We start from the raw sequence: 23,986 nt of genomic DNA on the forward strand, positions 1-23,986 counted from the left end.
GGCGTATTGCGGCTGTGGCACTTACCTTGGCGGGATGACCGCCGCTGACCCGCGCGACAGTGACGTCGCCGTCCCCGATGCCCCGGCCCCCGGGGCCGTACCCGTATCCGTACCGTTCCCCGAGCCCGCCGAAGGCGGCGTGCTCGGCCGTGCTCACCGTGCCCTCACCCTCGGGATCATCTCCGTCGTGTCGCTCATCGCCTTCGAGGCGAGTGCGGTGAACACCGCGATGCCGGTGGCGGCGCGGGCGCTGGACGGGATCGAGCTGTACGCGTTCGCGTTCTCCGCGTACTTCACGGCGAGCCTGTTCTCGATGGCGCTGTCGGGCGCCTGGTGCGACCGGAACGGGCCGCTCGCGCCGCTGTTCAGCGGGATCTTCACCTTCGGCGGCGGGCTGGTGCTGGCGGGTGCCGCGCCGACGATGTGGACGTTCGTCGCGGGGCGCGCGGTACAGGGGCTCGGCGGCGGGCTGGTGATCGTCGCGCTGTACGTGGTCGTGAGCCGCGCGTACCCGGAGCGGCTGCGGCCCGCCGTCCTCGCGTCCTTCTCGGCGGCCTGGGTGCTGCCGGTGATCGTCGGGCCGGTCGTCTCGGGGACGGTCACCGAGCACCTGGGCTGGCGGTGGGTCTTCCTCTCCATACCGGTGCTGGTGCTGCTGCCGCTCGCCGTCATGCTCCCGGCGCTGCGCAAGCTGCCCCGTACGGCGGACGGCGCGGCGACGCTGGACCGCCGGCGCATCCTCCTCGCGCTCGCCGTGGCCGCCGGTGCCGGGCTGCTCCAGTACGCGGGGCAGGACCTGCGTCCGGTCGCGCTGCTGCCCGCCGCCGCGGGGCTGGCGCTGCTCGTGCCCGCGGTGCTGCGGCTGCTGCCCCGGGGGACCTTCCGGGCGGCGCGCGGGCTGCCGTCCGTGGTGCTGATCCGCGGGCTCGCGGCGGGCGCGCTGCTCGCCGCGGAGAGCTTCGTGCCGCTGATGCTGGTCACCCAGCGCGGGCTGAGCCCGACGCTGGCCGGGCTCTCGCTCACCGGCGGCGGCCTGACCTGGGCGCTCGGCTCGTACACGCAGAGCCGCCCGCGCCTGGAGCCGTACCGTGAGCGGCTGATGGGCCTCGGCATGCTCCTGATGGCCCTGGCCGTCGCCCTGTTGCCGCTGGCGCTGATCGAGGCGGTGCCGGCCGCCGTCGTGGCGTTCTCCTGGGTCATCGCCGGGTTCGGCATGGGGCTGACCATCTCCAGCGGCAGCGTGCTGCTGCTGAAGCTGTCGCGCCCCGAGGACGCGGGCCGCAACTCCGCCTCCCTCCAGGTCTCCGACGCGCTGGGCAACATCGTCTTCGTCGGTGTGGCCGGAATCCTGTTCGTCGCCTTTGGCGGGGGCGCGGTCACCACGGCTCACCCCGGCACGCACACCGGTGCTTCCACCGTCGCGCACCCGGCCGCCTTTGCCGCCGTCTTCGCCACGATGTCCCTGGTCGCGCTGGTGGGCGCGTACGTGGCGACCCGGCTGCGGCCCGCGCCGGAAGTGGAACCGGCGACCGGACCGGCGGCCGGGCCCGCACCCGGACCGGGAATGTGAGCTGAGTCGCACCCGCTCCGCCGCCCGGCCTGAATCATCCGGCGGGCGAGGCGACCCGGGTACCCTGACGCGGTTGCCGATCGCCGAGCCAGCCGACGGAGACCGTGAGTACTACCACCAGCGCCATGAACAACCAGCACCTGTCCCCGGCCTTCCCGGGACGGGCCCCCTGGGGTACCGCGAACAAGCTGCGCGCCTGGCAGCAGGGTGCGATGGACAAGTACATCGAGACCCAGCCGCGGGACTTCCTCGCGGTCGCGACCCCGGGCGCGGGAAAGACGACCTTCGCCCTCACCCTCGCTTCGTGGCTGCTGCACCACCACGTCGTGCAGCAGGTCACCGTGGTCGCGCCCACCGAGCACCTCAAGAAGCAGTGGGCGGAGGCGGCAGCCCGGCTGGGCATCAAGCTGGACCCGGAGTACAGCGCGGGGCCGCTGAGCCGCGAGTACCACGGCGTCGCCGTGACGTACGCGGGTGTGGGCGTCCGGCCGATGCTGCACCGCAACCGCGTCGAGCAGCGCAAGACGCTGGTCATCCTCGACGAGATCCACCACGCCGGTGACTCCAGGTCGTGGGGCGAGGCGTGCCAGGAGGCCTTCGAGCCGGCCACCCGGCGGCTCGCGCTGACCGGTACGCCCTTCCGGTCGGACACCAACCCGATCCCCTTCGTCACGTACGAGGAGGGGAACGACGGGATCCGGCGCAGCTCCGCGGATTACACGTACGGCTACGGCAACGCGCTGGCCGACGGCGTCGTCCGGCCCGTGATCTTCATGTCCTACAGCGGCAACATGCGCTGGCGGACCAAGGCCGGTGACGAGATCGCGGCGCGGCTGGGCGAGCCGATGACGAAGGATGCCGTCTCGCAGGCCTGGCGTACCGCGCTGGACCCGCGCGGCGAGTGGATGCCGAACGTGCTGCGCGCCGCGGACCAGCGGCTGACCGAGGTCAGGAAGTCCATCCCGGACGCCGGTGCGCTGGTCATCGCCTCCGACCAGGAGCAGGCGCGCGCGTACGCCAAGCTGATCCGGGAGATAACGGGGAACAAGGCGACGCTCGTCCTCTCCGACGACACCGGCGCCTCGCAGCGCATCGACGACTTCTCGCACTCCGAGGACCGCTGGATGGTCGCGGTCCGGATGGTGTCGGAGGGCGTCGACGTGCCGCGGCTGGCGGTCGGCGTGTACGCCACGACGATCTCGACGCCGCTGTTCTTCGCGCAGGCCGTGGGCCGTTTCGTGCGGTCCCGGCGGCGTGGCGAGACGGCGTCCGTCTTCCTCCCCACCGTCCCCATGCTGCTCGGCTTCGCCAACGAGATGGAGGTCGAGCGCGACCACGTGCTCGACAAGCCGAAGAAGGACAGCGAGGAAGACCCGTACGCCGAGTCCGAGAAGGAGATGGACGAGGCGAACAAGGAGCAGGACGAGGACACCGGCGAGCAGGAGCAGTTCTCCTTCGAGGCGCTGGAGTCCGACGCGGTCTTCGACCGGGTGCTGTACAACAGCGCCGAGTTCGGCATGCAGGCGCACGCGGGCAGCGAGGAGGAGCAGGATTACCTCGGCATCCCCGGCCTGCTGGAGCCGGACCAGGTGCAGATGCTGCTCCAGAAGCGGCAGGCCCGGCAGATCGCGCACAGCAAGAAGCGGCCGGCCGAGGAGGCCGATCTGCTGGAGCTGCCCGCCGAGCGGCGCCCCGTGGTCACGCACAAGGAACTGCTGGAGCTGCGGAAGCAGCTGAACACGCTGGTCGGCGCGTACGTCCACCAGAGCGGCAAGCCGCACGGGGTGATCCACAACGAGCTGCGCCGGGTGTGCGGCGGGCCGCCGAGCGCGGAGGCCACCGCCGGGCAGATCCGGGAGCGGATCAAGAAGGTCCAGGAGTGGGCCACGCGGATGCGCTGAGCCGCGCCGCGCGTACGCGGGTGTGAAGGGCGGTCCCCGAGCGGGGCCGCCCTCCTTCTTTTACCGGCACCGAGTGCCGTCACGCCAGGATCAATGGGGATAGAGCGGGCAGCTACGACCGGATTCTGGACGGACTCTTCCGCTGACCGGACCGGATCGCTACTGTCCCCGTCACGAACACGCCCCGTGGCAGCGCCGCCGCGGAGCGCAGCCGGTGCCAGAACCGGCGGCCTCGTCAGCGCTGCCGTGGGACCGGCAGGGCGACCTCCCCGTAGAGCCAGAGCCGCCACTCACCCGAGGAGGAGGCGTCGTGACCGCGGAGACCTCCCAGACGCTCGACCGAGGACTGCGGGTCCTCAAGCTGCTCGCCGACACCGACCACGGCCTCACCGTCACCGAGCTCTCCCACAAGCTCGGAGTGAACCGGACCGTGGTCTACCGTCTGCTGGCCACCCTGGAGCAGCACGCGCTGGTCCGCCGGGACATCGGCGGCCGGGCCAGGGTCGGCCTGGGCGTGCTGCGCCTTGGCCGGCAGGTGCACCCCTTGGTGCGCGAAGCGGCGCTGCCCGCGCTGCGCTCGCTGGCCGAGGACCTCGGCGCCACCGCCCACCTCACTCTCGTCGACGGCACCGAAGCGCTGGCCGTCGCCGTCGTCGAACCGACCTGGACGGACTATCACGTCGCCTACCGGGCCGGGTTCCGGCACCCGCTGGACCGCGGGGCCGCCGGCCGCGCCATCCTGCAGGCCCGCCAGGGACAGACGGAGGGCGACGGGCTCGCGCTGACCCACGGCGAGCTGGAGGCCGGGGCGAGCGGCGCTGCCGCACCGCTGCTCGGGGTGAGCGGCATCGAGGGCAGCGTCGGCGTGGTGCTGCTCGCCGACACCGTGCCCGAGCGGGTCGGCGCCCGGGTGGTCGCGGCGGCCAAGGAGGTCGCGGAGGCGCTGCGCTGACGTACGGAACGCCGTACGTCCCGTACGTCCCGTCCGTACGTACGGGGCCCTCTCGCGGCCGTGTACCGCGCCGCGGTGGGATCTTCGGTACGGAGGTCATCTAGGGTGGCGGGGTGTCTTCTCGCGCCCGCACCCTGGCGGTCTGCTCCGCCCTCGTCATCGCGCTCCTCGCCGTTGCCGCCTTTGTGCCGCTGCCGTTCTCGATCGCCTATCCGGGACCGGCCGCGAACGTCCTCGGCGAGCACAAGGGCGAACCGGTCATCACCGTCCACGGTGCCAAGGCCCGCAAGACCAGCGGCGAGCTGCGGATGACGGCCATCGTGGCCACCGGGCCGCAGGTCTCCGCGCATCTGCCGGAGGTGCTGAAGGCCTGGTTCCGGCGGGACGAGGCCGTGATGCCGCGCGACACGGTGTACCCGGTCGGGGACAACACCGAAGAGGTGGCGAAGCACAACGCGGCCCAGATGAAGGAGTCGCAGGACGCGGCGGTCGGCGCGGCCCTGCGCTACCTGCACCGCTCCCCGAAGGACGTGCGGGTGGACCTGAAGCTGGCGGACGTCGGCGGCCCGAGCGCCGGACTGCTCTTCACGCTCGGCATCATCGACACCATCGACGGGGACGGCGCGGGCCACGACCTGACCGGCGGCCGCTCCATCGCCGGCACCGGCACGATCACCACCGACGGGAAGGTCGGCCCGGTCGGTGGCGTGGCGCTCAAGACGCAGGCCGCGCACCGCGAGGGCGCGAAGTACTTCCTGGTGCCGAAGGACGAGTGCTCCGACGCCCGCGCCAACCTCCCCGACGACATGCGGCTGATCCCCGTCACCACGCTCTCCGGCACGGTGGACACGCTCAAGGCCCTGAACTCCGGCGGCAAGGTGCCCGGCTGCTGACCGGCGGTCGGCGGCCCGGCCGTGCCGGACCGGCCGGGCACCCCGCCACCCACCACGGGCGGCCGCTCAGTCCTTCGCCTTGATGAATCCCTCCGACACCAGCCAGTCCTTGGCGACCTCGTGCGGGTCCTCGCCGTCCACGTCGACCTTGCCGTTCAGCTCCTGCGCCACCTTGTTGTTCAGCGCCTTGGTGATCGGCGCGAGCACGTCGGCGATGGCCGGGTACTTCTTCATCGTCGGCGCGTACATCTGCGGCGCCGCGTTGTAGTTCGGGAAGAAGTGCTTGTCGTCCGTGAGCGTCTTCAGGCCCATCGCCTGGATGCGCCCGTCGGTCGTGTAGACCTCGCCGAAGGTGCAGGTGCCGCCCTTCTTGACCTGGGTGTAGATCACGCCGGCCGACATCCGCTTGATGTTCGCCGACGGGATCTTCAGGCCGTACTTCTTCACCATGCCGGGCAGGCCGTCGTTGCGGGTGGCGAACTCGTTCTCCACGCACAGGGTGACCGCGTCCGGGTTCTTCTTCAGCAGCCCGGCCAGGTCCGAGAGGTTCGAGACACCGTACTTCTTCTGGTCGGACGGCAGCAGCGCCAGCGCGTAGGTGTTGTTCAGCTCCGAGTACGGGAGCCAGACCAGGTTCTTCTTCTTGTCGGCGGCCTTCACCGCCTCCCACTGCTTGCGCTCGTCGGGGATGGGCTCGGTGTTCCCGAGGTAGGTGATCCAGCTCGTGCCGGTGTACTCGTAACTGCCGTCGGCCGTGCCGGAGGTCACCGCCTCGCGGGCGCCGATCGAGCCCTGGATGTTGGTCTTGTCCACGACCGTGGCGCCGGCCGCCTTCAGGGCCAGGCCCATGATCTGGCCGAGCACGATCTGCTCGGTGAACTCCTTGGACGTCACGGTCAGCTGCGCGCCCTTCAGCGGCTGCCCCTCATAGCCAGCGTCCTTGCCGGGCTTGACCTCGTCTGTCATCGGGCTGCCGCTGACCAGGCCGCAGCCGCCGAGCGCGAGCGCCGCGAGCAGGGTGCCGGCCGCCGCGAGTGCGGTGGTCCGGTGCGTACGCCGGTTCCCCATCAGGACGTCCCCTCCAGGCCGCGCGGCCGCAGCAGCAGTTCGGCGAGCGATGCCAGCCAGTCGACCAGCAGGGCGAGCGCCACGGTCAGTACGGAACCCAGGATCAGGACCGGCATGCGCTGGGTGACGATCCCGGCCGAGATCAGGTCGCCCAGACCCCCGCCGCCGCCGAACGTGGCGAGGGTGGCGGTGCCGACGTTCAGGACCAGTGCGTTGCGCACGCCGGCCAGGATCAGCGGTACCGCCAGCGGCAGCTCGACCTTGGTGAGCACGCCCATCGGTGACATGCCGACGCCGCGGGCCGCCTCGGTGAGGGTGGGGTCGATGGCCTGGAGTCCGGCGATGGTGTTGGCGAGTACCGGCAGCACGGCGTAGATGATCATGCCGATGATCGCGGCCCTGGGGCCCACGCCGAGCCAGATGACCAGCAGCACCAGCAGACCCAGGGCCGGGATGGCCTGGCCGAGGTTGGCCAGCGCCACCGCCGCCGGGGTCGCCTTCCGCAGCTTCGCCCGGGTCAGCGCGATGCCCAGCGGGATCGCGATGATCAGTACGAAGAAGGTGGAGACCGCGGTGAGGTAGATGTGCTGGCGCAACGCCATCCACACCTTGCCGTCGTCGACCGCCTGGTGCGCGATCGAGTCCAGGTGCGCGCCGCGGAACCACAGCCAGGTGGTGAGCAGCGCCACGATCAGCACGCACGGCAGGAAGGTGGCCTTCTGCCAGGTGATCCGGCGCGGCGGGCGCGCCGGCGGAGCCGGCGGCTCCTCCTCGCGTTCGCCGCCGCGCACCTCGTCGCGGAAGGCCAGCCCCATGACCTCGTGCTCGCCCGGCGGCCGGCCGTCCCGCCGGTTCTCCTCGCGCGGGCTCATGCCGAGGCCCCGTGGGCGTCGGTGCCCTCCTGCTCCCGGCGGGTCTGCTGGTGGCGCTGCTCCTCCAGCTCGTGCCGGTGCTCGATGGCGTCCATCCGGTCCGCCTCCAGCAGCTCGTGCACGTTGTTCATCAGCGTCTCCACGTCGACGACGCCGGTGTACTCGCCGCGCCGCCCGGTGACCGCGACGCGGCCGGCGTTGTCGGTGAGCACGGCCTCCAGCGCGTCCCGCAGGGTGGCGTCCCGGGTGACCGTGTCGTGCACGAGCGTGCCGGCCCGGGCGAGCGAGCCCTTGGCGAGGGTGACGTCGCCGCGGCGCAGCCACTTGTACGGCCGGTTGTGCCGGTCCAGCAGCAGCAGTTCCTTGTTGGCGCCCTCGCGCAGCTTGTCGAAGATGGACTGCAGCGGGTCCTCGATGGTGGCGGTGGGGAAGTCGACGACCTCCACGTCGCGGACGCGCGTGAGGTTCAGGCGCTTCAGGGCGGCGCCCGCGCCGACGAAGCCGGAGACGAAGTCGTCGGTGGGGTTGGTGAGGATGGCCTCGGGGGTGTCGAACTGGGCGATGTGCGAGCGTTCGCGCAGGACGGCGATGCGGTCGCCGAGCTTGATGGCCTCGTCGAAGTCGTGGGTGACGAAGACGATCGTCTTGTGCAGCTCGTGCTGGAGCCGGATCAGCTCGTCCTGGAGGTGGTCGCGGGTGATCGGGTCGACCGCGCCGAACGGTTCGTCCATCAGGAGTACCGGGGGGTCGGCGGCGAGCGCGCGGGCCACGCCGACGCGCTGCTGCTGGCCGCCGGAGAGCTGGCGGGGGTAGCGGTCGTGGAACTCGCGCGGGTCCAGGCCGACCAGGTCCAGCATCTCCTCGACCCGGCTCTTGATCTTCGTCCGGGACCAGCCGGTCATCTTCGGCACCAGGGCGATGTTCTGGGCCACCGTCATGTGCGGGAAGAGTCCGGAGGACTGGATCGCGTACCCGACCTTGCGGCGCAGCCGGACCGGGTCCATGTCGGTGACGTCCTCGTCGCCGATCCTGATGCGGCCCGAGGTGGGCTCGATCAGCCGGTTGATCATCTTCAGGGTGGTGGACTTGCCGCACCCGGACGGCCCGACGAGGATCACGATTTCGCCGGCCTTGATGTCCATGGTGACGTTGTCCACCGCCGGGACCGCGCCGCTCGAGTAGCGCTTGGTGAGGTTCTCCAGCTGAATGGCGGCGCCCGTGGTGGTCTGCTCAGGCACGGATCCCCCTGGGGATGGTCAGGCGTCCGATGAGTACGTACGCGGCGTCGAAGAGGAGCGCGAGGATCACGATGCCGAGGGTCCCCGCGAGGACCTGGTTCAGCGCGTTGGCGCTGCCCAGGGAGGCGATGCCGCGGAAGATCTCGTTGCCCAGGCCGGGGCCCGAGGCGAACGCGGCGATCGCGGCGATGCCCATGAGCATCTGGGTGGCGACCCGGATGCCGGTCAGGATCGGCGGCCAGGCGAGCGGCAGTTCGACCTTGAGCAGCCGGGCGACCCGGGACATCCCGATGCCCTTCGCCGCGTCGACCAGCGTGGGGTCCACCCCGCGCAGGCCGACGACGGCGTTCCGGACGATCGGCAGCAGCCCGTAGAGCGTGAGGGCGACGACCGTCGGCGCGACGCCCAGGCCGACGATGGGGATGAGCAGGCCGATCATGGCCAGCGAGGGGACGGTCAGGATCGTGGCCGTCGCGGTGGTGGCGAGGTTGCCCATCCACTCGCTGCGATAGGTGAGGACGCCGACGAGCACCCCGATGAGGGTGGCGAGAACCATGCACTGAAACACCGCACTGGCGTGCTGATACGTGTCGATCAGCAGCTGGGTGTGCCGGCCTGCGACGTACTCCCAGAAGCTCACTCGGGGTCTCCTCGTTCAGTCCCCCGACGCCTGTTGCACCAGGGGGATGATGCGCAGGCGGACCGGATTCTCCATGACAATCGCAGTCGAAGCCCGCATGATGCCATCAAAGCCGACAACCCGGTCGATGACACGTTGCAGATCGGCGTTGGAACGTGCAACCAATCTGCAGAGCATGTCCCCATGTCCCGTCGTTGTATGCAGCTCAAGCACCTCAGGGACGGTTGCCAAATGATTACGAACGTCGGCGCCTTGGCCCTGTTTGATCTCAAGCGTGGCGAAAGCGGTCACCGGATATCCGAGCGCCGCCGGATCCACGTCGGGGCCGAATCCCCGGATCACTCCATTCGACTGAAGGCGGTCCAGTCGCGCCTGCACCGTGCCGCGCGCCACGCCCAGCCGGCGGGACGCCTCCAGCACGCCGATACGCGGTTCCGCCGCGAGCAGTTCGATGAGCCGCCCGTCCAGCCGGTCGATCGCCATGTGCCGCCTCTCCATGGGTCTGACGGTGGTCATGATGTACAGATCGCCCGACGATACCCGCGAGTCGCTGGCCATGTTGTCCAGTCGAAACGCAAACTGTTGCGCACCTTGTGGTTCGGAGAGAGCCTGCCGCCATGACTGAGACCATCGATCATTCACCCGGTACGGCAGCGCAGGCGGACCCCTTCCCGGTGAAGGGGATGGACGCCGTCGTCTTCGCCGTCGGCAACGCCAAGCAGGCCGCGCACTACTACGCCACCGCCTTCGGCATGAAGCGGGTCGCCTATGCGGGTCCGGAGAACGGCAGCCGGGAGACCGCCTCCTACGTGCTGGAGTCCGGCGGTGCCCGCTTCGTCTTCACCTCCGTCATCAAGCCGTCGACCGAGTGGGGCCGCTTCCTCGCCGACCACGTGGCCGAGCACGGTGACGGCGTGATCGACCTGGCCATCGAGGTCCCCGACGCCCGCGCCGCGTACGCCTACGCGGTCGAGCACGGCGCGCGCGGCATCGAGGAGCCGTACGAGGCCAAGGACGAGCACGGCACGGTCGTGCGCGCGGTCATCGCGACGTACGGCAAGACCCGGCACACCCTGGTCGAGCGGTCCGGTTACGACGGCCCGTACCTGCCGGGCTTCGTCGCGGCCGACCCCATCGTCGAGCCCCCGGCGAAACGGTTCTTCCAGGCGATCGACCACTGCGTCGGCAACGTCGAGCTCGGGAAGATGAACGAGTGGGTGGCCTTCTACAACAAGGTCATGGGCTTCACGAACATGAAGGAGTTCGTCGGTGACGACATCGCCACCGAGTACTCCGCGCTGATGTCCAAGGTCGTCGCGGACGGCACCCGCAAGGTGAAGTTCCCGATCAACGAGCCCGCGATCGCGAAGAAGAAGTCGCAGATCGACGAGTACCTGGAGTTCTACGGCGGCGCCGGCGTCCAGCACATCGCGCTCGCCACCAACGACATCGTCGCCACGGTGCGCTCGATGCGCGCGGCCGGCGTGGAGTTCCTGGACACCCCCGACTCGTACTACGACACGCTCGGCGACTGGGCGGGCGAGACCCGGGTCCCGGTGGAGACGCTGCGCGAGCTGAAGATCCTCGTCGACCGCGACGAGGACGGCTACCTGCTGCAGATCTTCACCAAGCCGGCCCAGGACCGCCCGACCGTCTTCTTCGAGATGATCGAGCGGCACGGCTCGCTCGGCTTCGGAAAGGGCAACTTCAAGGCCCTCTTCGAGGCGATCGAGCGCGAACAGGAGAAGCGCGGGAATCTGTAACCGCCCAGCCGGGCCCGGGTGTTCCGCCCGGGCCCGGCGGAACGTGTCGCACGGCGGAAAGTCACTTCCACAATCTTCCGTGTATGCAAGATAGATGCAAGGCTGACGCCATGGATCTCATCGCACAGCTGCGCGCCGGACTTCCCGAAGAGGCGGTCCTCACCGATCCCGACGTCACCGGTTCCTACGCCAACGACATGGCCAGCTTCTGCGAAGCCGGCACCCCTGCCGTCGTCGTCCTGCCGCGCACCGTCGAGCAGGTCCAGCACGTCATGCGCACCGCCACCGAGCTGCGCGTCCCCGTCGTACCGCAGGGCTCCCGCACCGGCCTTTCGGGCGCCGCCAACGCCTCCGACGGCTGCATCGTCCTCTCGCTCACCAAGATGGACCGCATCCTGGAGATCAACCCCGTCGACCGGATCGCGGTCGTCGAGCCCGGCGTCATCAACGCCACCCTCTCCCGGGCCGTGAACGAGCACGGCCTGTACTACCCGCCGGACCCCTCCAGCTGGGAGATGTGCTCCATCGGCGGCAACATCGGCACCGCGTCCGGCGGCCTGTGCTGCGTGAAGTACGGCGTCACCGCCGAGTACGTGCTCGGCCTGGACGTGGTGCTCGCCGACGGCCGGCTGCTGCAGACCGGCCGGCGCACCGCCAAGGGCGTCGCCGGCTACGACCTCACCCGGCTCTTCGTCGGCTCCGAGGGCAGCCTCGGCATCGTCGTGCGCGCCGTCCTCGGACTGCGGCCCGAGCCGCCGCAGCAGCTCGCGCTGGCAGCGGAGTTCCCCTCCACGGACGCCGCGTGCGCGGCCGTCTGCGAGATCATGGCCCGTGGCCACGCCCCCTCGCTGCTGGAGCTGATGGACCGTACGAGCATCCGCGCGGTCAACGCCATGGCCAACATGGGCCTCCCGGACTCCACCGAGGCGCTGCTGCTCGCCGCCTTCGACAGCCCGGACCCGTCCGCCGAACTGGCCGCCGTCGGCGCCATCTGCGAGGCGGCGGGCGCCACCGAGGTCGTCCCCGCCGAGACCGCCGCCGAGTCGGACCTGCTGCTGCAGGCCCGCCGGCTCACCCTCACCGCCCTCGAAGCGGTGAAGACGGCCACGATGATCGACGACGTGTGCGTACCCCGCTCCAAGCTCGCCGACCTGCTCAACGGCTGCGCCGCCATCGCCGAGAAGTACGACCTCACCATCGGCGTGTGCGCGCACGCGGGCGACGGCAACACCCACCCCACCGTCTGCTTCGACGCCGCCGACCCCGACGAGTCCCGGCGCGCCCGCGAGTCCTTCGACGAGATCATGGGCCTCGGCCTGGAGCTGGGCGGCACGATCACCGGCGAACACGGCGTCGGCATACTGAAGAAGGAGTGGCTGGCACGCGAACTGGGCCCGGTCTCCCTGGAGATGCACCAGGGCATCAAGCAGGTCTTCGACCCGCACGGCCTGCTGAACCCGGGAAAGGTCTTCTGACCGGCCCGCGCCGGGGCCCGGTGTCAGTGCCGGGACGTACAGTCCAGACATGAATGACGTACTGACGTGGGTGGCGCTGGTCCTCGCCCTCCTCCTGCTGGTCAACTCCTTCTCCGACATGCGCGCCAAGCGGCTGGAGCGCCGCCTGCGGGAGACCGAGCACCGCCTGGACCTCCTCCTCGCGCACCACGGCATCGTGGACGACCGCCCCGAGCTGGCCGAGATCGACGATCTGCTCCGCCGCGACCGCAAGGTCGAGGCGATCAAGCGGTACCGGCAGCTGACGGGGGCCGGCCTGGTGGAGGCCAAGGAGGCGGTCGAGGCGCGCATACGCTGACCGGCGCTCGCCTGGCCATGGCGCGCTCACGGGCGGAGGATGGGCGCGACGACCGTCCACCGCCGGATCAGCCGGACGCAGGGAGCGAGAGCGCCGATGGCACCCACCGCAGAGCCCGCAGCGAAGAGCAGGGAGTACGACGTCGTGGTGCTGGGCGCGGGCCCGGTCGGCGAGAACGTCGCCGACCGCGCGCACGCACTCGGGCTGAGCGCCGTGATCGTGGAGAGCGAACTGGTCGGCGGGGAGTGCTCGTACTGGGCCTGCATGCCGTCCAAGGCGCTGTTGCGCCCGGTCACCGCGCGCGCTGACGCCCGCCGGGTCCCCGGGGTGCCCGAGGCCGCGGGCGGACCGCTCGACGCCCGCGCCGTGTTCGCCCACCGCGACGCCTTCACCTCGCACTGGAAGGACGACGGCCAGGTCGAGTGGCTGGACTCGGCCGGCATCGACCTCGTACGCGGCAAGGGCCGGCTGGCGGGGCCCAAGCGGGTGATCGTCGACGGCGGCACCGAGCTGATCGCCCGGCACGCCGTCGCGGTCTGCACGGGCAGCCGGGCGGCGCTCCCCGGCCTGCCGGGCCTGGACACGGCCAAGCCCTGGACCAGCCGGGAGGCGACCAGCGCGCAGAAGGTGCCGGGGCGGCTCGCGGTGGTCGGCGGCGGCGTGGTCGCCGTGGAGATGGCGACCGCCTTCCAGGCGCTCGGCTCCCGGGTCACGATGCTCGTACGGGGCGGGTCGCTGCTGGCCCGGATGGAGCCGTTCGCCGGCGAGCTGGTCGCCGAAGCGCTGGGCGAGGCCGGCGCCGACCTCCGCTGGCACACCTCCGTCGAGAAGGCGCACCGCCCGGACCCGGACGGCCCCGTCACCCTCACCCTGGGCGGCGGTGAGCGGATCGAGGCCGACGAGGTGCTCTTCGCCACCGGACGCGCGCCGCGCACCGACGACCTGGGACTGGAGACCGTGGGCCTGGAGCCGGGCAGCTGGCTGGACGTGGACGACAGCTGCCGGGTCACGGGCGTCGACGGGGACTGGCTGTACGCGGTCGGCGACGTCAACCACCGGGCGCTCCTGACTCACCAGGGCAAGTACCAGGCCCGGATCGCGGGCGCCGCCATCGCGGCCCGCGCCCAGGGCACACCCGGCCCGGACACCGGCCGCTGGGGCGCGCACGCCGCGACCGCCGACACCGCCGCCGTCCCGCAGGTCGTCTTCACCGACCCGGAGGCGGCCTCGGTCGGGCTGACCGCGGAGGAGGCCGGACGCGCGGGGCACCGCGTCCGCAGCGTCGACGTCGACCTGGGCGGCGTGGCGGGCGCGAGCCTGTACGCCGACGGCTACCGCGGCCGCGCCCGGATGGTCGTCGACCTGGACCGCGAGGTGCTGCTCGGCGTGACGTTCGTCGGCCCGGGCGTCGGCGAGCTGCTCCATTCGGCGACCGTCGCCGTGGCCGGTGAGGTGCCGCTGTCCCGCCTGTGGCACGCCGTGCCCGCGTACCCGACGATCAGCGAGGTGTGGCTGCGGCTGCTGGAGACCTACCGGGGCTGAGCCGCCGACCGGCCTGCCGTACGGCCCCCATGGGCTGGGCGTATGAGCGACGACAGCGGGGATTCCGGGGACTCCGGCGACCACGGAAACAGCGGTCGGTAGCGGGGCGGTTCACTGCCCGACCTGCGACTGCTCGGGCGGGTCTGGCGCCGGGAGACCGCGGTGATCCTCCTGGCGCCGGTGGTGCTCGCCGCCCTCGCGTCCTGACCGGCGCGTCCCTGCCGGGGCGCGGCCGTGCGGGGCCGGGTGGCCCCGCGGCTCAGTCGAGTTCCGGGTCGCCGGTCATGACGGCGGCCAGCCGCAGATGGGGGGCGGCCTCGTCGGGCCGCCCCTGGCGCTGGAGAGTACGGCCCAGCATCAGCCGGGCGTAGCTCTCGACCGGGTCCCGCTCCAGGACCGCGCGCAGCTCCGTCTCCGCGCGCCAGAGCTGCGCGGAGTGGTAGTAGGCGCGGGCCAGCAGCAGCCGCGGCGCGACCTGCTCGGGTACCTCGGCGACGAGGCCTTCGAGGATGTGTGCCGCGGTGGTGTAGTCCTTGGCGTCGAAGAAGAGCCCCGCACGGTCCCAGCGCTCGGCGGGGGAGCCGTGCGTGTAGTACGTCTCGGTCATGGTCTCGGCAACACCCCGAGATGGTTGAACATTCCACCAAGGTCGGCGGGGTGCCGTCCGCCCTAGGCGCCGCTCTCCGGCGACTCGTCCGACGGCCAGGTGTCCAGCAGCCACAGATCGTCGCGCGCGGCCGGCGCCAGCAGCTCCCTCAGCCCTTTGTCGATCCCCAGGTGCTCCTCCTCGGTGCCCGGCGGCACCAGCCGCAGCGTGCGCTCCAGCCACGCCGACACCGCGGTGGCCGGCGCCTCCAGCAGCGCGTCCCCGTCCGGGGAGCTCAGCGCCATGCAGACCAGGCTGCGCCCCTCGACCTTGGTCGGCCACACCCGCACGTCACCGTGCCCGCACGGCCGGAACACCCCCTCCACCAGCAACTCGCGGGCGAACGTCCAGTTGACGGGGGCGTCGGATCCGATGTGGAAGGCGACGTGTACGGCGTAGGGGTCGTCGGTCCGGTAGGTGAGCCGGGCGGGCACCGCGACGCTGCGCTCCGGCGACAGCACCAGACCCAGTTCCAGCTCTCGTTCCACCACGGTGTGCATGAGTCACGCCTCTCTACGTTCCGGTGCGGGCACCCCGTGAACAACCGCCCGCACAGGGATAGAGGCAGTGACTCCCGGACCATTACGCGACTTCGTACAACTTTTTTCGCACCCCTCTTCCGAGGGGTCAGGACCCGGGACATACCCGACGACCACCCCCCGTCTGATAGATGTGGACGCTGCGTTGCGGCAGACTGCACTAGCCCCACCCCGCCCCAGCAGGCCGAGCACAGATACGGGATTTTGGACATGAGCGCGCCTTTGTCAGGATCCGCCGGCGACAGCCCCGCCCCCGGCTACTACCCGGATCCGTCCATCCCCGGCTACATCCGGTACTGGAACGGCGCCTCGTGGGTGCCCGGCACCAGCCGGCCGGCGCCCGCCGAGGGCGAGGCGATGCCGTCCCCGCCGCCCGGCGCCGCCACCGCGCCGTCCGCCGCCCAGTCCCCCGCCGCCGAGGAGACCGGCCCGGTCTTCTTCGACGAGGAGGAGGACTCCGGGCAGGTCGACGGCGAGGCCGAGGGCGACGCCCTCGTGGTGCGTGAGCGCGGCGAGGTGGACGGGGCGTCCGCCGACTGGGACGACCCGCGCCGGCTGCACGGCAACAGCCCCGGATCGGGCGCCTCGTGGCAGGCCGACTCCGCCCACCAGAGCGGCTTCGGCGGCGAGCAGGACCGCCGGGTCTCCTGGGGCTCGGTCCCGCCGCAGCGCGAGGGCGCGGCACCGGGCGCGCCCGGTGAGGCGCAGCCGTGGGGCGACGGCGCCCCGGCAGGAGCGCAGGAAGGTTCCGATGCCGCCCCCGCCGCGCAGGGCGAGCGTACGGACGCCGCGCCCGCCACCGGCGAGCCGCCGGCCGTCGAGGCCGCGCAGCCCGCCGTCCCGGCCGAGGGCACCATGGCCTTCCGCGCCCTGCGCCCCGGCGGCACCGCGGGGGAGCAGCCGGCAGCGGCGGCCCGGGGCACGGGCCGGGCCGACGGCACGATGGCGATCCGGCTGGACCGCGGCGACGCCCGCCCCGCGACCGGCTCCCCGGCCGCGCAGGCCCCCGCCGCGCAGCCTCCGGCCGCACAGCAGTCCCAGCCGTCGGCGCCCGCCTACGGCTACCCCCCGCAGAGCACCCCCGCCGTCCCCGGCCAGGGCGGTTACGGCTACCCGCAGCAGGCCGGCCCCGCGGCGCCGGGCCCGCAGCAGCAGAGCGGCTACGGCTACCCGCAGGCCGGCCCCGCCGCGTCGCAGCAGAGCGGATACGGCTACCCCCAGCAGTCGGGCCCCGCGGCTGCCCCGCAGTCCGGCCCGTCGGCCCCGCAGCAGTCGGGCGCGCCCGAGAGCGTCATCCCCTGGAAGCCGCCGGCCGACAACCCCTTCGCACAGTCCGCGCAGGAGGGGCGGCCCGCCCCGCTCGGCCGCCGGGTCGCCGCCCGGCTGATCGACACGGTTGTGCTGGGCGCGCTGCTCGCCGGGGTCGCCGTACCGCTGTGGGGCATGGCGGCCGACCACATCGACGCCAAGGTCGAGGCGGCCAAGCAGTCCGGCGTGCAGACCACCGTCTACCTCCTCGACGGCACCACCGGTGGCTACCTCGCCATCGTGATCGCCGTGCTGCTGGTCGTCGGCCTGCTCTACGAGGCGCTGCCCACCGCCAAGTGGGGGCACACGCTGGGCAAGAAGCTCTGCGGCCTGCGGGTGCTGGACATCGAGGCGCACGACACCCCGGAGCTCGCCTCGGCGATCAAGCGCTGGCTGGTGTACGGCGTGCTCGGCGTGCTGGCCATCGGCGTGGTCAACGCCCTGTGGTGCCTGGTCGACCGCCCCTGGCGGCAGTGCTGGCACGACAAGACGGCCCGGACGTTCGTGGCCGAGGGCTGACCCTTTCCGAGGGCTGATCCCTTGCGAGGCCCGGCCTCTTCCGGGGTGGCCACGGGCCGGTGCGTGAGCCGGGGCGTGCATGCGCGCCCCGGAGTGCCGCAACACGCCCGCGCACGCTGCGCGCACCTCTCGGGCGCGTCGCACTTCCCCCGAACGGCGCACGCCGGATGCGGCGCCCGGTGGTACGCGGTCGACTCGGGCCATGAGTACCGACCAGCCGAGGCCCGGATCCGGCGAGCCGCCGGAAGACGACCCGTTCCTCAAGAAGCCGCAGCACCCGCAGGAGCCGGGCGGCGACCCGTACGGCGGCGCGCCCCAGGGCCCCGCAGCGGGCGGCCCGTACGGCGGTGGCGGCCCTCCGCCCGGAGGCGGTCCCTACGGCCCTCCGCCCGGAGGCGGTCCCTACGGTGGCCCGCCCGGTGGCGGCCCGTACGGCGGTGCCCCCTACGGCGGTGGCGATCCCTACGGCGCCCCCGATCCGCTCGCCGGGATGCCGCCGCTCGCGGGCCGCGGCCGGCGGCTGGTGGCGCGGATCATCGACGCCATCATCATCGGGGTGCCGGTCGGCCTGATCATGTGGTTCCTCGTGGGCGGGGTGGACTACACCGCGACGAGTGCCGGCGACAGCGGCAAGCAGACGCTGGTCTCCGGCGTCACGATGCTGGCCTACCTGGTCTACGAGGGCGTCATGCTCACCACCCGCGGCCAGACCGTCGGGAAGATGGCCATGAAGATCAGGGTGGCGATGCTGGAGAACGGGGCGATCCCCACGCCCCGGGCGGGCTGGGTACGGGCCGCCGTCTACACCCTGCCCGAGATCATTCCCTGCTGCGGCACGATCTTCTGGCTGCTCAACGTCCTGTGGTGCACCTGGGACAAGCCGTACCAGCAGTGCCTGCACGACAAGGCGGCCCGCACGGTGGTGGTCTCCACCGGCTGACCGCCCTCGCGTCCTACCGGGAGTGTTCGCCGACCCGTGCCTCCGCAGGCCGGGTCGGCGACGTACGCCGTCCCACGAAGCCTTCGGGCCGCACCTGTGGGGCGGCGGCGCGCGTCCGGCGGGCCCGCACCGAGCGCGGCAGCGGTGCCGTGACCGCGACGAGGAGCCCGAGCCCGAGCCCGGCGATGGCGATGACCGCGGCCCCGATGCCCGTCCTGGTCTGCGAGAGCAGCAGCATGGCGAGGGTGGAGAGCACGACGGTGGCCGAACCGTAGGCGAGCTGTGCGGCAGTCGGTCGAGGCATGGCGGGTCCGTCCTCGGAAGCATCAGGGGTGTGAGTCGACTTGGCGCGCCGTCAAAAGACTCTACGGTCCTTACTGCCCGAGCGGAACGTCCGGTAAGCGTGAGTTGACCCACGGGTCCGGTGCACAGGGGGCGCACCGATTCATGTCTCCGGTCAACACCCCCGGACGACGCGCCCGTTGGGGCGCCCCGGAGGGCGCTGAGCGTCCGATACCCGTACGTGGCAAGCCGAGTAACGTACTTCGCTGACGTGCTCAAATCAAGGTCTGTCTTTTCCCCCGGCGTTCCGGTCAAATGCCTCCAACGACCGTTCGTTCTAGGGGAGGACAGCGCACGTGAGATCCCAGAGATTGCTGTTCAGATCGGCCGCCCTGGCCACGGCAACCGCCGCGATCGGGGCGGCCGTTTTCGCGTCCGGGGCCGCGCAGGCCGACGGCCGCGGCGCGGCGGGGAGCGCGCCGAACGACCCGGCGCCCGCGGAACGGACGGTGGAGCACGACCTGAAGGGCCCGTTCAGCGAGCGGCAGGCGGCGCAGCGCGAAGAGGCCCTCCGCCAGGTCATATCCGGCGACGCCGAGGCGACGAAGCGCGGCGGCTCGAAGGTCGTGAAGCTGGACAAGGGCAAGTACGTCGAACTGGCCCGGGAGAAGACCGACAAGATCTTCACGATCCTGGTGGAGTTCGGCGACAAGGTCGACGACACGACCATGTACGACCCGGACGGCGACGGCCCCAAGCCGCCGGTGAAGAAGTACGGCGGCGACGCAGGCCCCGCGCACAACACGATATCCGAGCCGGACCGTGCGACGGACAACAGCACGGACTGGCAGAAGGACTTCAACCAGCAGCACTACCAGGACCTCTACTTCTCGCACGACAAGAAGAAGGAGTCCCTGGCGAAGTACTACGAGAAGCAGTCCTCGGGCCGCTACTCGGTCCAGGGCGAGGTCTCCGACTGGGTCAAGGTCGACTGGAACGAGGCCCGTTACGGGTCCAACTACTGCGGCCAGACCAACTGCTCAAACGCCTGGGACCTGATCCGCGACGGCGTGAACCGGTGGGCGAAGGACCAGAAGGCGGCCGGCCGCACCGACGCGCAGATCAAGGCGGACCTGGCGCAGTACGACCAGTGGGACCGCTACGACTACGACGGCGACGGCAACTTCAACGAGCCGGACGGCTACATCGACCACTTCCAGATCGTGCACGCCGGTGAGGACGAGTCCGCCGGCGGCGGGGCGCAGGGCACCGACGCGATCTGGGCGCACCGCTGGTACGCCTACGGCACCGACGCCGGCCGCACCGGCCCCGGCGAGAACCGTGCCGGCGGCACGCAGATCGGCTCCACCGGCATCTGGGTCGGCGACTACACCATGCAGCCGGAGAACGGCGGCCTCGGCGTCTTCGCGCACGAGTACGGCCATGACCTGGGCCTGCCGGACGAGTACGACACCGGCGGCACCGGCGAGTCCTCCGTCGACTTCTGGTCCCTGATGTCCTCCGGCTCCTGGCTCGGCGAGGGCAAGGACTCCATCGGCGACCTGCCCGGCGACATGAGCGCCTGGGACAAGCTCCAGCTGGGCTGGCTCAACTACGACACCGCGCGCGCCGCGACGAAGTCCTGGCACAAGCTGGGCGTCGCCGAGTACAACACCAAGCACAAGCAGGCGCTCGTCGTCGAGCTGCCGAAGAAGGCCGTCACCACCTCGGTCGTGAAGCCTGCCGAGGGCGCCAAGCAGTGGTGGAGCGGCATGGGTGACGACCTGAAGAACACCCTCACCCGGTCCGTCGACCTCACCGGCAGGACCAAGGCGGCCCTGAACCTCAAGGGCTGGTGGGACATCGAGGCGGAGTACGACTACCTGTACGCCGAGGTCTCCACGGACGGCGGCGCCAACTGGACCCCGCTGGACGGCACCGCGAACGGCCGGGCCATCCCGCGCGACGCCGGTGACAAGCCCGCGCTGACCGGCACCGTCGAGGCCTACCAGGACCTCGTCTACCCGCTGGACGCGTATGCGGGCAAGAAGGTCGACCTGCGGTTCCGCTACCAGACCGACGGCGGCGTGGCCCAGAAGGGCTTCGCGGCCGACGCGCTGAGCATCGTGGCCGACGGCACGCCGCTCTTCACCGACGGCGCCGAGGGCGACGACGCGGGCTGGACCGCCAAGGGCTTCTCGCGCATCGGCGAGTCCTTCACCAAGGACTACCCGCAGTACTACCTCGCCGAGAACCGCCAGTACGTCTCGTACGACAAGACCCTGAAGACCGGCCCGTACAACTTCGGCTTCGCCTCCACCCGGCCGAACTGGGTCGAGCACTTCCCCTTCCAGAACGGCGTGCTGATCTGGCTGTGGGACACCTCGCAGACGGACAACAACGTCGGTGAGCACCCGGGCGCCGGCCAGATCCTCCCCGTCGACGCGCACCCGAAGGCCACGAAGTGGGCGGACGGCAAGATCATGCGCAACCGCTTCCAGACCTACGACTCGACCTTCACCGCGGCCCGCACCGACGCGATCACGCTGCACAAGGACGGCAAGGCGGTGCGGATCCCGTCGCAGAAGGGCGTCACCCTCTTCGACGACCGTTACGGGGTCTACTACGACAAGATGAACCCGACCGGTGGTGTGATCGTTCCTGACACCAACACCCGGATCAAGATCTCCAAGGAGGCCAAGGACGGCTCCACGGTGATCGTCGAGGTCGGGCGCGCGGCGAAGAAGTAAGTAAAGCCGCAGGTCACAGACGTATCGGCCGCCACCCCCTAGCGGGCGGCGGCCGATCGCGTTTAGATGCCTCCTGTGGCCCTCTTGCTGACACGCAGTCTCACGAGGGGATCCCGACGCATGCCCCGACCCGGCCTGCGCCGGCCGCACGACCATGCACCGACCGCTGCACCGACCATGCACGGGGGACATATGACCCTGACCGGATCCGGCTTCACCAGGCTTCCCGGAGGAAGCGTGGTGGTGGCCCTCTCGCTGCCCAGACCGGGCGGCAGCGGCCACCGCGTACGCGTCCTCGTCCACGCCGCGAACCGCCCGCGCGCCCTGACCAGGCTGCGCAACCTCGGCCTGCGCGCCGTCTACCTCCGCGGCAACACCGAGCCGCCCACACCGGACGAGGTCACGGCCGTCCTGCACCACCCCGACGGCCTGGTCTGGCGCGCCGCGCCGGAGGACGACACGGAGTCCTGGCACCCGATACGGGCACTGCTGCGCCCGGCCGTCCCGGAGCCGCTCGGCCCCCGCTGACGCGCCCCGGAGGGCGCTCCTCAGCCCCCGCTGACCACCGGCTTGCCGGTCAGCTCGGCGCCGGCCTCGCGCAGCTCGGCCACCGCCGCCTCCGTCGTGTGCGGGGCCACCCCGGCCGTCAGGTCCAGCAGGACCCTGGTCCGGAACCCCTCGCGTACGGCGTCCAGCGCCGTGGCCCGCACGCAGTGGTCCGTGGCGATGCCGACCACGTCGACCTCGGTCACGTCGTGCGCGCGCAGCCAGTCCGCCGTCGAGGTGCCGTTCTCGTCCACCCCCTCGAAGCCGCTGTACGCCGCGGCGTACTCGCCCTTGGAGAAGACCGCGTCGATCGCGCCCGAAACGATGGCCGGCGCGAAATTGGGGTGGAAGCCGCTGCCCTCGGTCCCGGCGACGCAGTGCACCGGCCAGCTGTGCTCGTAGTCCGGCCGGGTGGAGAAGTGGTCCCCGGGGTCGATGTGGTGGTCGCGGGTGGCCACCACGTACTGGTAGCCGCCGCCCGCGGCCTCGCCCACCAGATCCGTGATGGCTGCGGCGATGTCCGAGCCGCCGGCCACCGCGAGGCTGCCGCCCTCACAGAAGTCGTTCTGTACGTCCACGACGATCAATGCCCGGTGCATGGTGCGGCCTTCCGGATGGGAAATGGGGGGACGGGGTGGCGGCTGTGGAAATTGTGGGGGCTACGGCACACGCCGATGTGACCGAGGGTAGCCACTGACCCGAGGTTCCGGGAGTGGGCGCTGTACGGCGGTTCGCGACACACCGGCAGGCCAGAGGCGCAGAGCGGGGCAGCGATGCGCCCCGCCGCGCCCCGGCCGCCGGTCGGCCGGTTCCCGGGATCCTGTGTACCGAGGTACCCGGGAAGGCTGCCTCAGACATACTCCGTCGGCAGCACGGCCTCACCGCGCGACAGCTGCATCGCCGACATCGGCAGGCCGGCGAGGGCCGCGAGGTGCCGGTCGCGCGCGACGTCCAGCGGCTCGCGGGCGATCACCTCGCCGCCGCGCACCAGCGGCACCTGGAGCTGCCGGTCGGCCAGCTCGGCGGGGACCGGCCCGGTGCCGACGACCTCGGCCTCCGCCACGCCGTGCTCGTCCCGGCGCCGCGCGGACCACTTGCGGCCCCCCTGCGAGGCCTTGCCGCCCATGGACTTCTTCGCGACCGGCCGCAGCGGCGCGTCGGCGCCGTCGCTGTCGGCGCGCGCGACCAGTTTGTAGACCATCGAGCAGGTGGGGTGCCCGCTGCCGGTGACCAGCTGGGTGCCGACGCCGTACGCGTCCACGGGGGCCGCGGCCAGCGAGGCGATGGCGTACTCGTCCAGGTCGCTGGTGACCACGATCCGGGTGTCCGTGGCGCCCAGCTCGTCCAGCTGCTCGCGCACCCGGTGGGCGAGGAGCAGCAGGTCGCCGGAGTCGATGCGGACGGCGCCCAGGCCGGGCCCGGCCACCTCGACGGCGGTGCGGACCGCCTCGGCGACGTCGTACGTGTCCACCAGCAGAGTCGTTCCTGCACCCAGGCTGTCGACCTGTGCGGTGAACGCGTCCCGCTCGCTGTCGTGCAGCAGAGTGAAGGAGTGGGCGCTGGTACCGGCCGTCGGGATGTTGTACCGGAAGCCGGCCGCGAGGTCGGAGGTGGTGTGGAAGCCGCCCACGTACGCGGCCCGGGAGGCGGCCACCGCGGCCAGCTCGTGGGTGCGCCGGGCGCCCATCTCGATCAGCGGGCGTCCGCCGGCCGCGACCGACATCCGGGACGCGGCGGCGGCCACCGCGGAGTCGTGGTTGAGGATCGAGAGGATCACCGTCTCCAGCAGCACGGCCTCGGCGAAGGTGCCCTCGACGCGCAGGATCGGCGAGCCGGGGAAGTAGACCTCGCCCTCGGGGTAGCCCCAGATGTCGCCGCGGAAGCGGAAGCCGGCGAGCCATCGGCGGGTCTCGTCGTCGAGGATGCCGCGGTCGGCGAGGAAGTCCAGGATGGTCGCATCGAAGCGGAAGTTCTCCACGGCGTCCAGCACCCGGCCCGTGCCGGCCACGACGCCGTAGCGGCGGCCCTCGGGCAGCCGCCGGGTGAAGACCTCGAAGACCGAGCGGCGGTCGGCGGTCCCGGACCGCAGCGCGGCCTGCAGCATGGTGAGTTCGTACTGGTCGGTGAAGAGCGCAGTCGACGGCACGGCCACCGGCAACCCCAGATCGGCAACGTTCACTTCCGCTTACCTCGCAATTCGACGTC

Annotated in this window: 22 protein-coding genes; 12 read left to right on the forward strand and 10 right to left on the reverse strand. The window is 71.6% G+C overall.

All coding sequences use genetic code 11. From position 1 onward, the window contains the following. The first annotated feature begins 34 nt into the window (after positions 1-34). The 4 genes from ACIGQF_RS18100 to ACIGQF_RS18115 all read left to right on the forward strand — a co-directional run bounded on the left by ACIGQF_RS18100 (position 35) and on the right by ACIGQF_RS18115 (position 5,316). On the forward strand, positions 35-1,570 hold the full coding sequence (locus tag ACIGQF_RS18100; RefSeq protein WP_399711098.1) for an MFS transporter: 1,536 nt from the start codon (positions 35-37) through the stop codon (positions 1,568-1,570). A 125-nt stretch (positions 1,571-1,695) separates the two neighbouring features. Next, entirely contained in the window at positions 1,696-3,471 is a 1,776-nt protein-coding gene (locus tag ACIGQF_RS18105; protein ID WP_399711662.1) for a DEAD/DEAH box helicase, read from the forward strand. Between the two features lie 310 nt (positions 3,472-3,781). Further along, positions 3,782-4,423, forward strand: a complete 642-nt coding sequence (locus ACIGQF_RS18110) for a helix-turn-helix domain-containing protein (RefSeq protein ID WP_361562631.1) — start codon at positions 3,782-3,784, stop codon at positions 4,421-4,423. A 113-nt stretch (positions 4,424-4,536) separates the two neighbouring features. After that, on the forward strand, positions 4,537-5,316 hold the full coding sequence (locus tag ACIGQF_RS18115; protein WP_399711101.1) for a PDZ domain-containing protein: 780 nt from the start codon (positions 4,537-4,539) through the stop codon (positions 5,314-5,316). Between the two features lie 66 nt (positions 5,317-5,382). Here ACIGQF_RS18115 and ACIGQF_RS18120 read toward each other — a convergent pair whose 3' ends face one another. From ACIGQF_RS18120 to ACIGQF_RS18140, 5 genes are read right to left on the reverse strand one after another with little or no spacing between them, the layout of a single operon-like run. Continuing rightward, positions 5,383-6,384, reverse strand: coding sequence for a glycine betaine ABC transporter substrate-binding protein (locus ACIGQF_RS18120; RefSeq protein ID WP_399711103.1), 1,002 nt, complete (start codon positions 6,382-6,384; stop codon positions 5,383-5,385). Next, positions 6,384-7,256 carry an ABC transporter permease gene (locus ACIGQF_RS18125; RefSeq protein WP_399711105.1) on the reverse strand — a complete coding sequence of 291 codons (873 nt, stop codon included), beginning with the start codon at positions 7,254-7,256 and terminating at the stop codon, positions 6,384-6,386. The genes ACIGQF_RS18120 and ACIGQF_RS18125 overlap by 1 nt, the downstream gene beginning before the upstream one ends. Next, a complete protein-coding gene (locus ACIGQF_RS18130) occupies positions 7,253-8,494 on the reverse strand; it encodes an ABC transporter ATP-binding protein (RefSeq protein ID WP_399711108.1) in 1,242 nt (413 codons plus the stop codon). The genes ACIGQF_RS18125 and ACIGQF_RS18130 overlap by 4 nt, the downstream gene beginning before the upstream one ends. Then, positions 8,487-9,134, reverse strand: a complete 648-nt coding sequence (locus ACIGQF_RS18135; protein WP_361562639.1) for an ABC transporter permease — start codon at positions 9,132-9,134, stop codon at positions 8,487-8,489. The genes ACIGQF_RS18130 and ACIGQF_RS18135 overlap by 8 nt, the downstream gene beginning before the upstream one ends. Before the next feature lie 15 nt (positions 9,135-9,149). Next, complete coding sequence (locus ACIGQF_RS18140; RefSeq protein WP_030614406.1) at positions 9,150-9,617, reverse strand: Lrp/AsnC family transcriptional regulator; 468 nt, start codon at positions 9,615-9,617, stop codon at positions 9,150-9,152. 134 nt (positions 9,618-9,751) lie between these two features. On the opposite strand from ACIGQF_RS18140, the gene hppD reads away from it, so the two are divergent. The 4 genes from hppD to ACIGQF_RS18160 all read left to right on the forward strand — a co-directional run bounded on the left by hppD (position 9,752) and on the right by ACIGQF_RS18160 (position 14,251). After that, complete coding sequence (gene hppD, locus ACIGQF_RS18145) at positions 9,752-10,897, forward strand: 4-hydroxyphenylpyruvate dioxygenase (RefSeq protein WP_399711110.1); 1,146 nt, start codon at positions 9,752-9,754, stop codon at positions 10,895-10,897. A gap of 110 nt (positions 10,898-11,007) precedes the next feature. After that, positions 11,008-12,372, forward strand: coding sequence for an FAD-binding oxidoreductase (locus ACIGQF_RS18150; protein ID WP_399711112.1), 1,365 nt, complete (start codon positions 11,008-11,010; stop codon positions 12,370-12,372). A 49-nt stretch (positions 12,373-12,421) separates the two neighbouring features. Then, the gene (locus ACIGQF_RS18155; RefSeq protein ID WP_399711114.1) at positions 12,422-12,709 is read left to right on the forward strand and encodes a ribosomal protein L7/L12; all 288 of its coding nucleotides are present in this window, start codon (positions 12,422-12,424) and stop codon (positions 12,707-12,709) included. A 96-nt stretch (positions 12,710-12,805) separates the two neighbouring features. Next, a complete protein-coding gene (locus ACIGQF_RS18160; RefSeq protein WP_399711116.1) occupies positions 12,806-14,251 on the forward strand; it encodes a dihydrolipoyl dehydrogenase family protein in 1,446 nt (481 codons plus the stop codon). Between the two features lie 259 nt (positions 14,252-14,510). Here ACIGQF_RS18160 and ACIGQF_RS18165 read toward each other — a convergent pair whose 3' ends face one another. Together ACIGQF_RS18165 and ACIGQF_RS18170 are read right to left on the reverse strand one after the other, a co-directional pair. Further along, entirely contained in the window at positions 14,511-14,858 is a 348-nt protein-coding gene (locus tag ACIGQF_RS18165; RefSeq protein WP_399711118.1) for a tetratricopeptide repeat protein, read from the reverse strand. 62 nt (positions 14,859-14,920) lie between these two features. Continuing rightward, the gene (locus ACIGQF_RS18170; protein WP_399711120.1) at positions 14,921-15,397 is read right to left on the reverse strand and encodes an SsgA family sporulation/cell division regulator; all 477 of its coding nucleotides are present in this window, start codon (positions 15,395-15,397) and stop codon (positions 14,921-14,923) included. A 249-nt stretch (positions 15,398-15,646) separates the two neighbouring features. On the opposite strand from ACIGQF_RS18170, the gene ACIGQF_RS18175 reads away from it, so the two are divergent. After that, on the forward strand, positions 15,647-17,263 hold the full coding sequence (locus ACIGQF_RS18175) for an RDD family protein (protein ID WP_399711122.1): 1,617 nt from the start codon (positions 15,647-15,649) through the stop codon (positions 17,261-17,263). Positions 17,264-17,465: 202 nt separating this feature from the next. Beyond that, entirely contained in the window at positions 17,466-18,203 is a 738-nt protein-coding gene (locus ACIGQF_RS18180; RefSeq protein ID WP_399711125.1) for an RDD family protein, read from the forward strand. Between the two features lie 13 nt (positions 18,204-18,216). Here ACIGQF_RS18180 and ACIGQF_RS18185 read toward each other — a convergent pair whose 3' ends face one another. Beyond that, positions 18,217-18,507, reverse strand: coding sequence for a hypothetical protein (locus tag ACIGQF_RS18185; protein WP_361562649.1), 291 nt, complete (start codon positions 18,505-18,507; stop codon positions 18,217-18,219). Positions 18,508-18,841: 334 nt separating this feature from the next. Here ACIGQF_RS18185 and ACIGQF_RS18190 point away from each other — a divergent pair, with 334 nt between their 5' ends. Together ACIGQF_RS18190 and ACIGQF_RS18195 are read left to right on the forward strand one after the other, a co-directional pair. Then, complete coding sequence (locus tag ACIGQF_RS18190; protein ID WP_399711127.1) at positions 18,842-21,235, forward strand: immune inhibitor A domain-containing protein; 2,394 nt, start codon at positions 18,842-18,844, stop codon at positions 21,233-21,235. Positions 21,236-21,427: 192 nt separating this feature from the next. Next, positions 21,428-21,763: a hypothetical protein gene (locus ACIGQF_RS18195; RefSeq protein WP_361562652.1), complete on the forward strand. Its 336-nt coding sequence runs from the start codon at positions 21,428-21,430 to the stop codon at positions 21,761-21,763. 20 nt (positions 21,764-21,783) lie between these two features. Here the strand turns inward: ACIGQF_RS18195 and ACIGQF_RS18200 are convergent, their stop codons facing one another. Next, positions 21,784-22,380, reverse strand: coding sequence for an isochorismatase family protein (locus tag ACIGQF_RS18200; RefSeq protein ID WP_399711130.1), 597 nt, complete (start codon positions 22,378-22,380; stop codon positions 21,784-21,786). A gap of 251 nt (positions 22,381-22,631) precedes the next feature. Beyond that, a complete protein-coding gene (locus tag ACIGQF_RS18205; protein ID WP_399711132.1) occupies positions 22,632-23,960 on the reverse strand; it encodes a nicotinate phosphoribosyltransferase in 1,329 nt (442 codons plus the stop codon). Positions 23,961-23,986: the final 26 nt, after the last annotated feature.

The sequence above is a fragment of the Streptomyces sp. NPDC053560 genome (genome assembly GCF_044544605.1).
Taxonomy (GTDB): domain Bacteria; phylum Actinomycetota; class Actinomycetes; order Streptomycetales; family Streptomycetaceae; genus Streptomyces.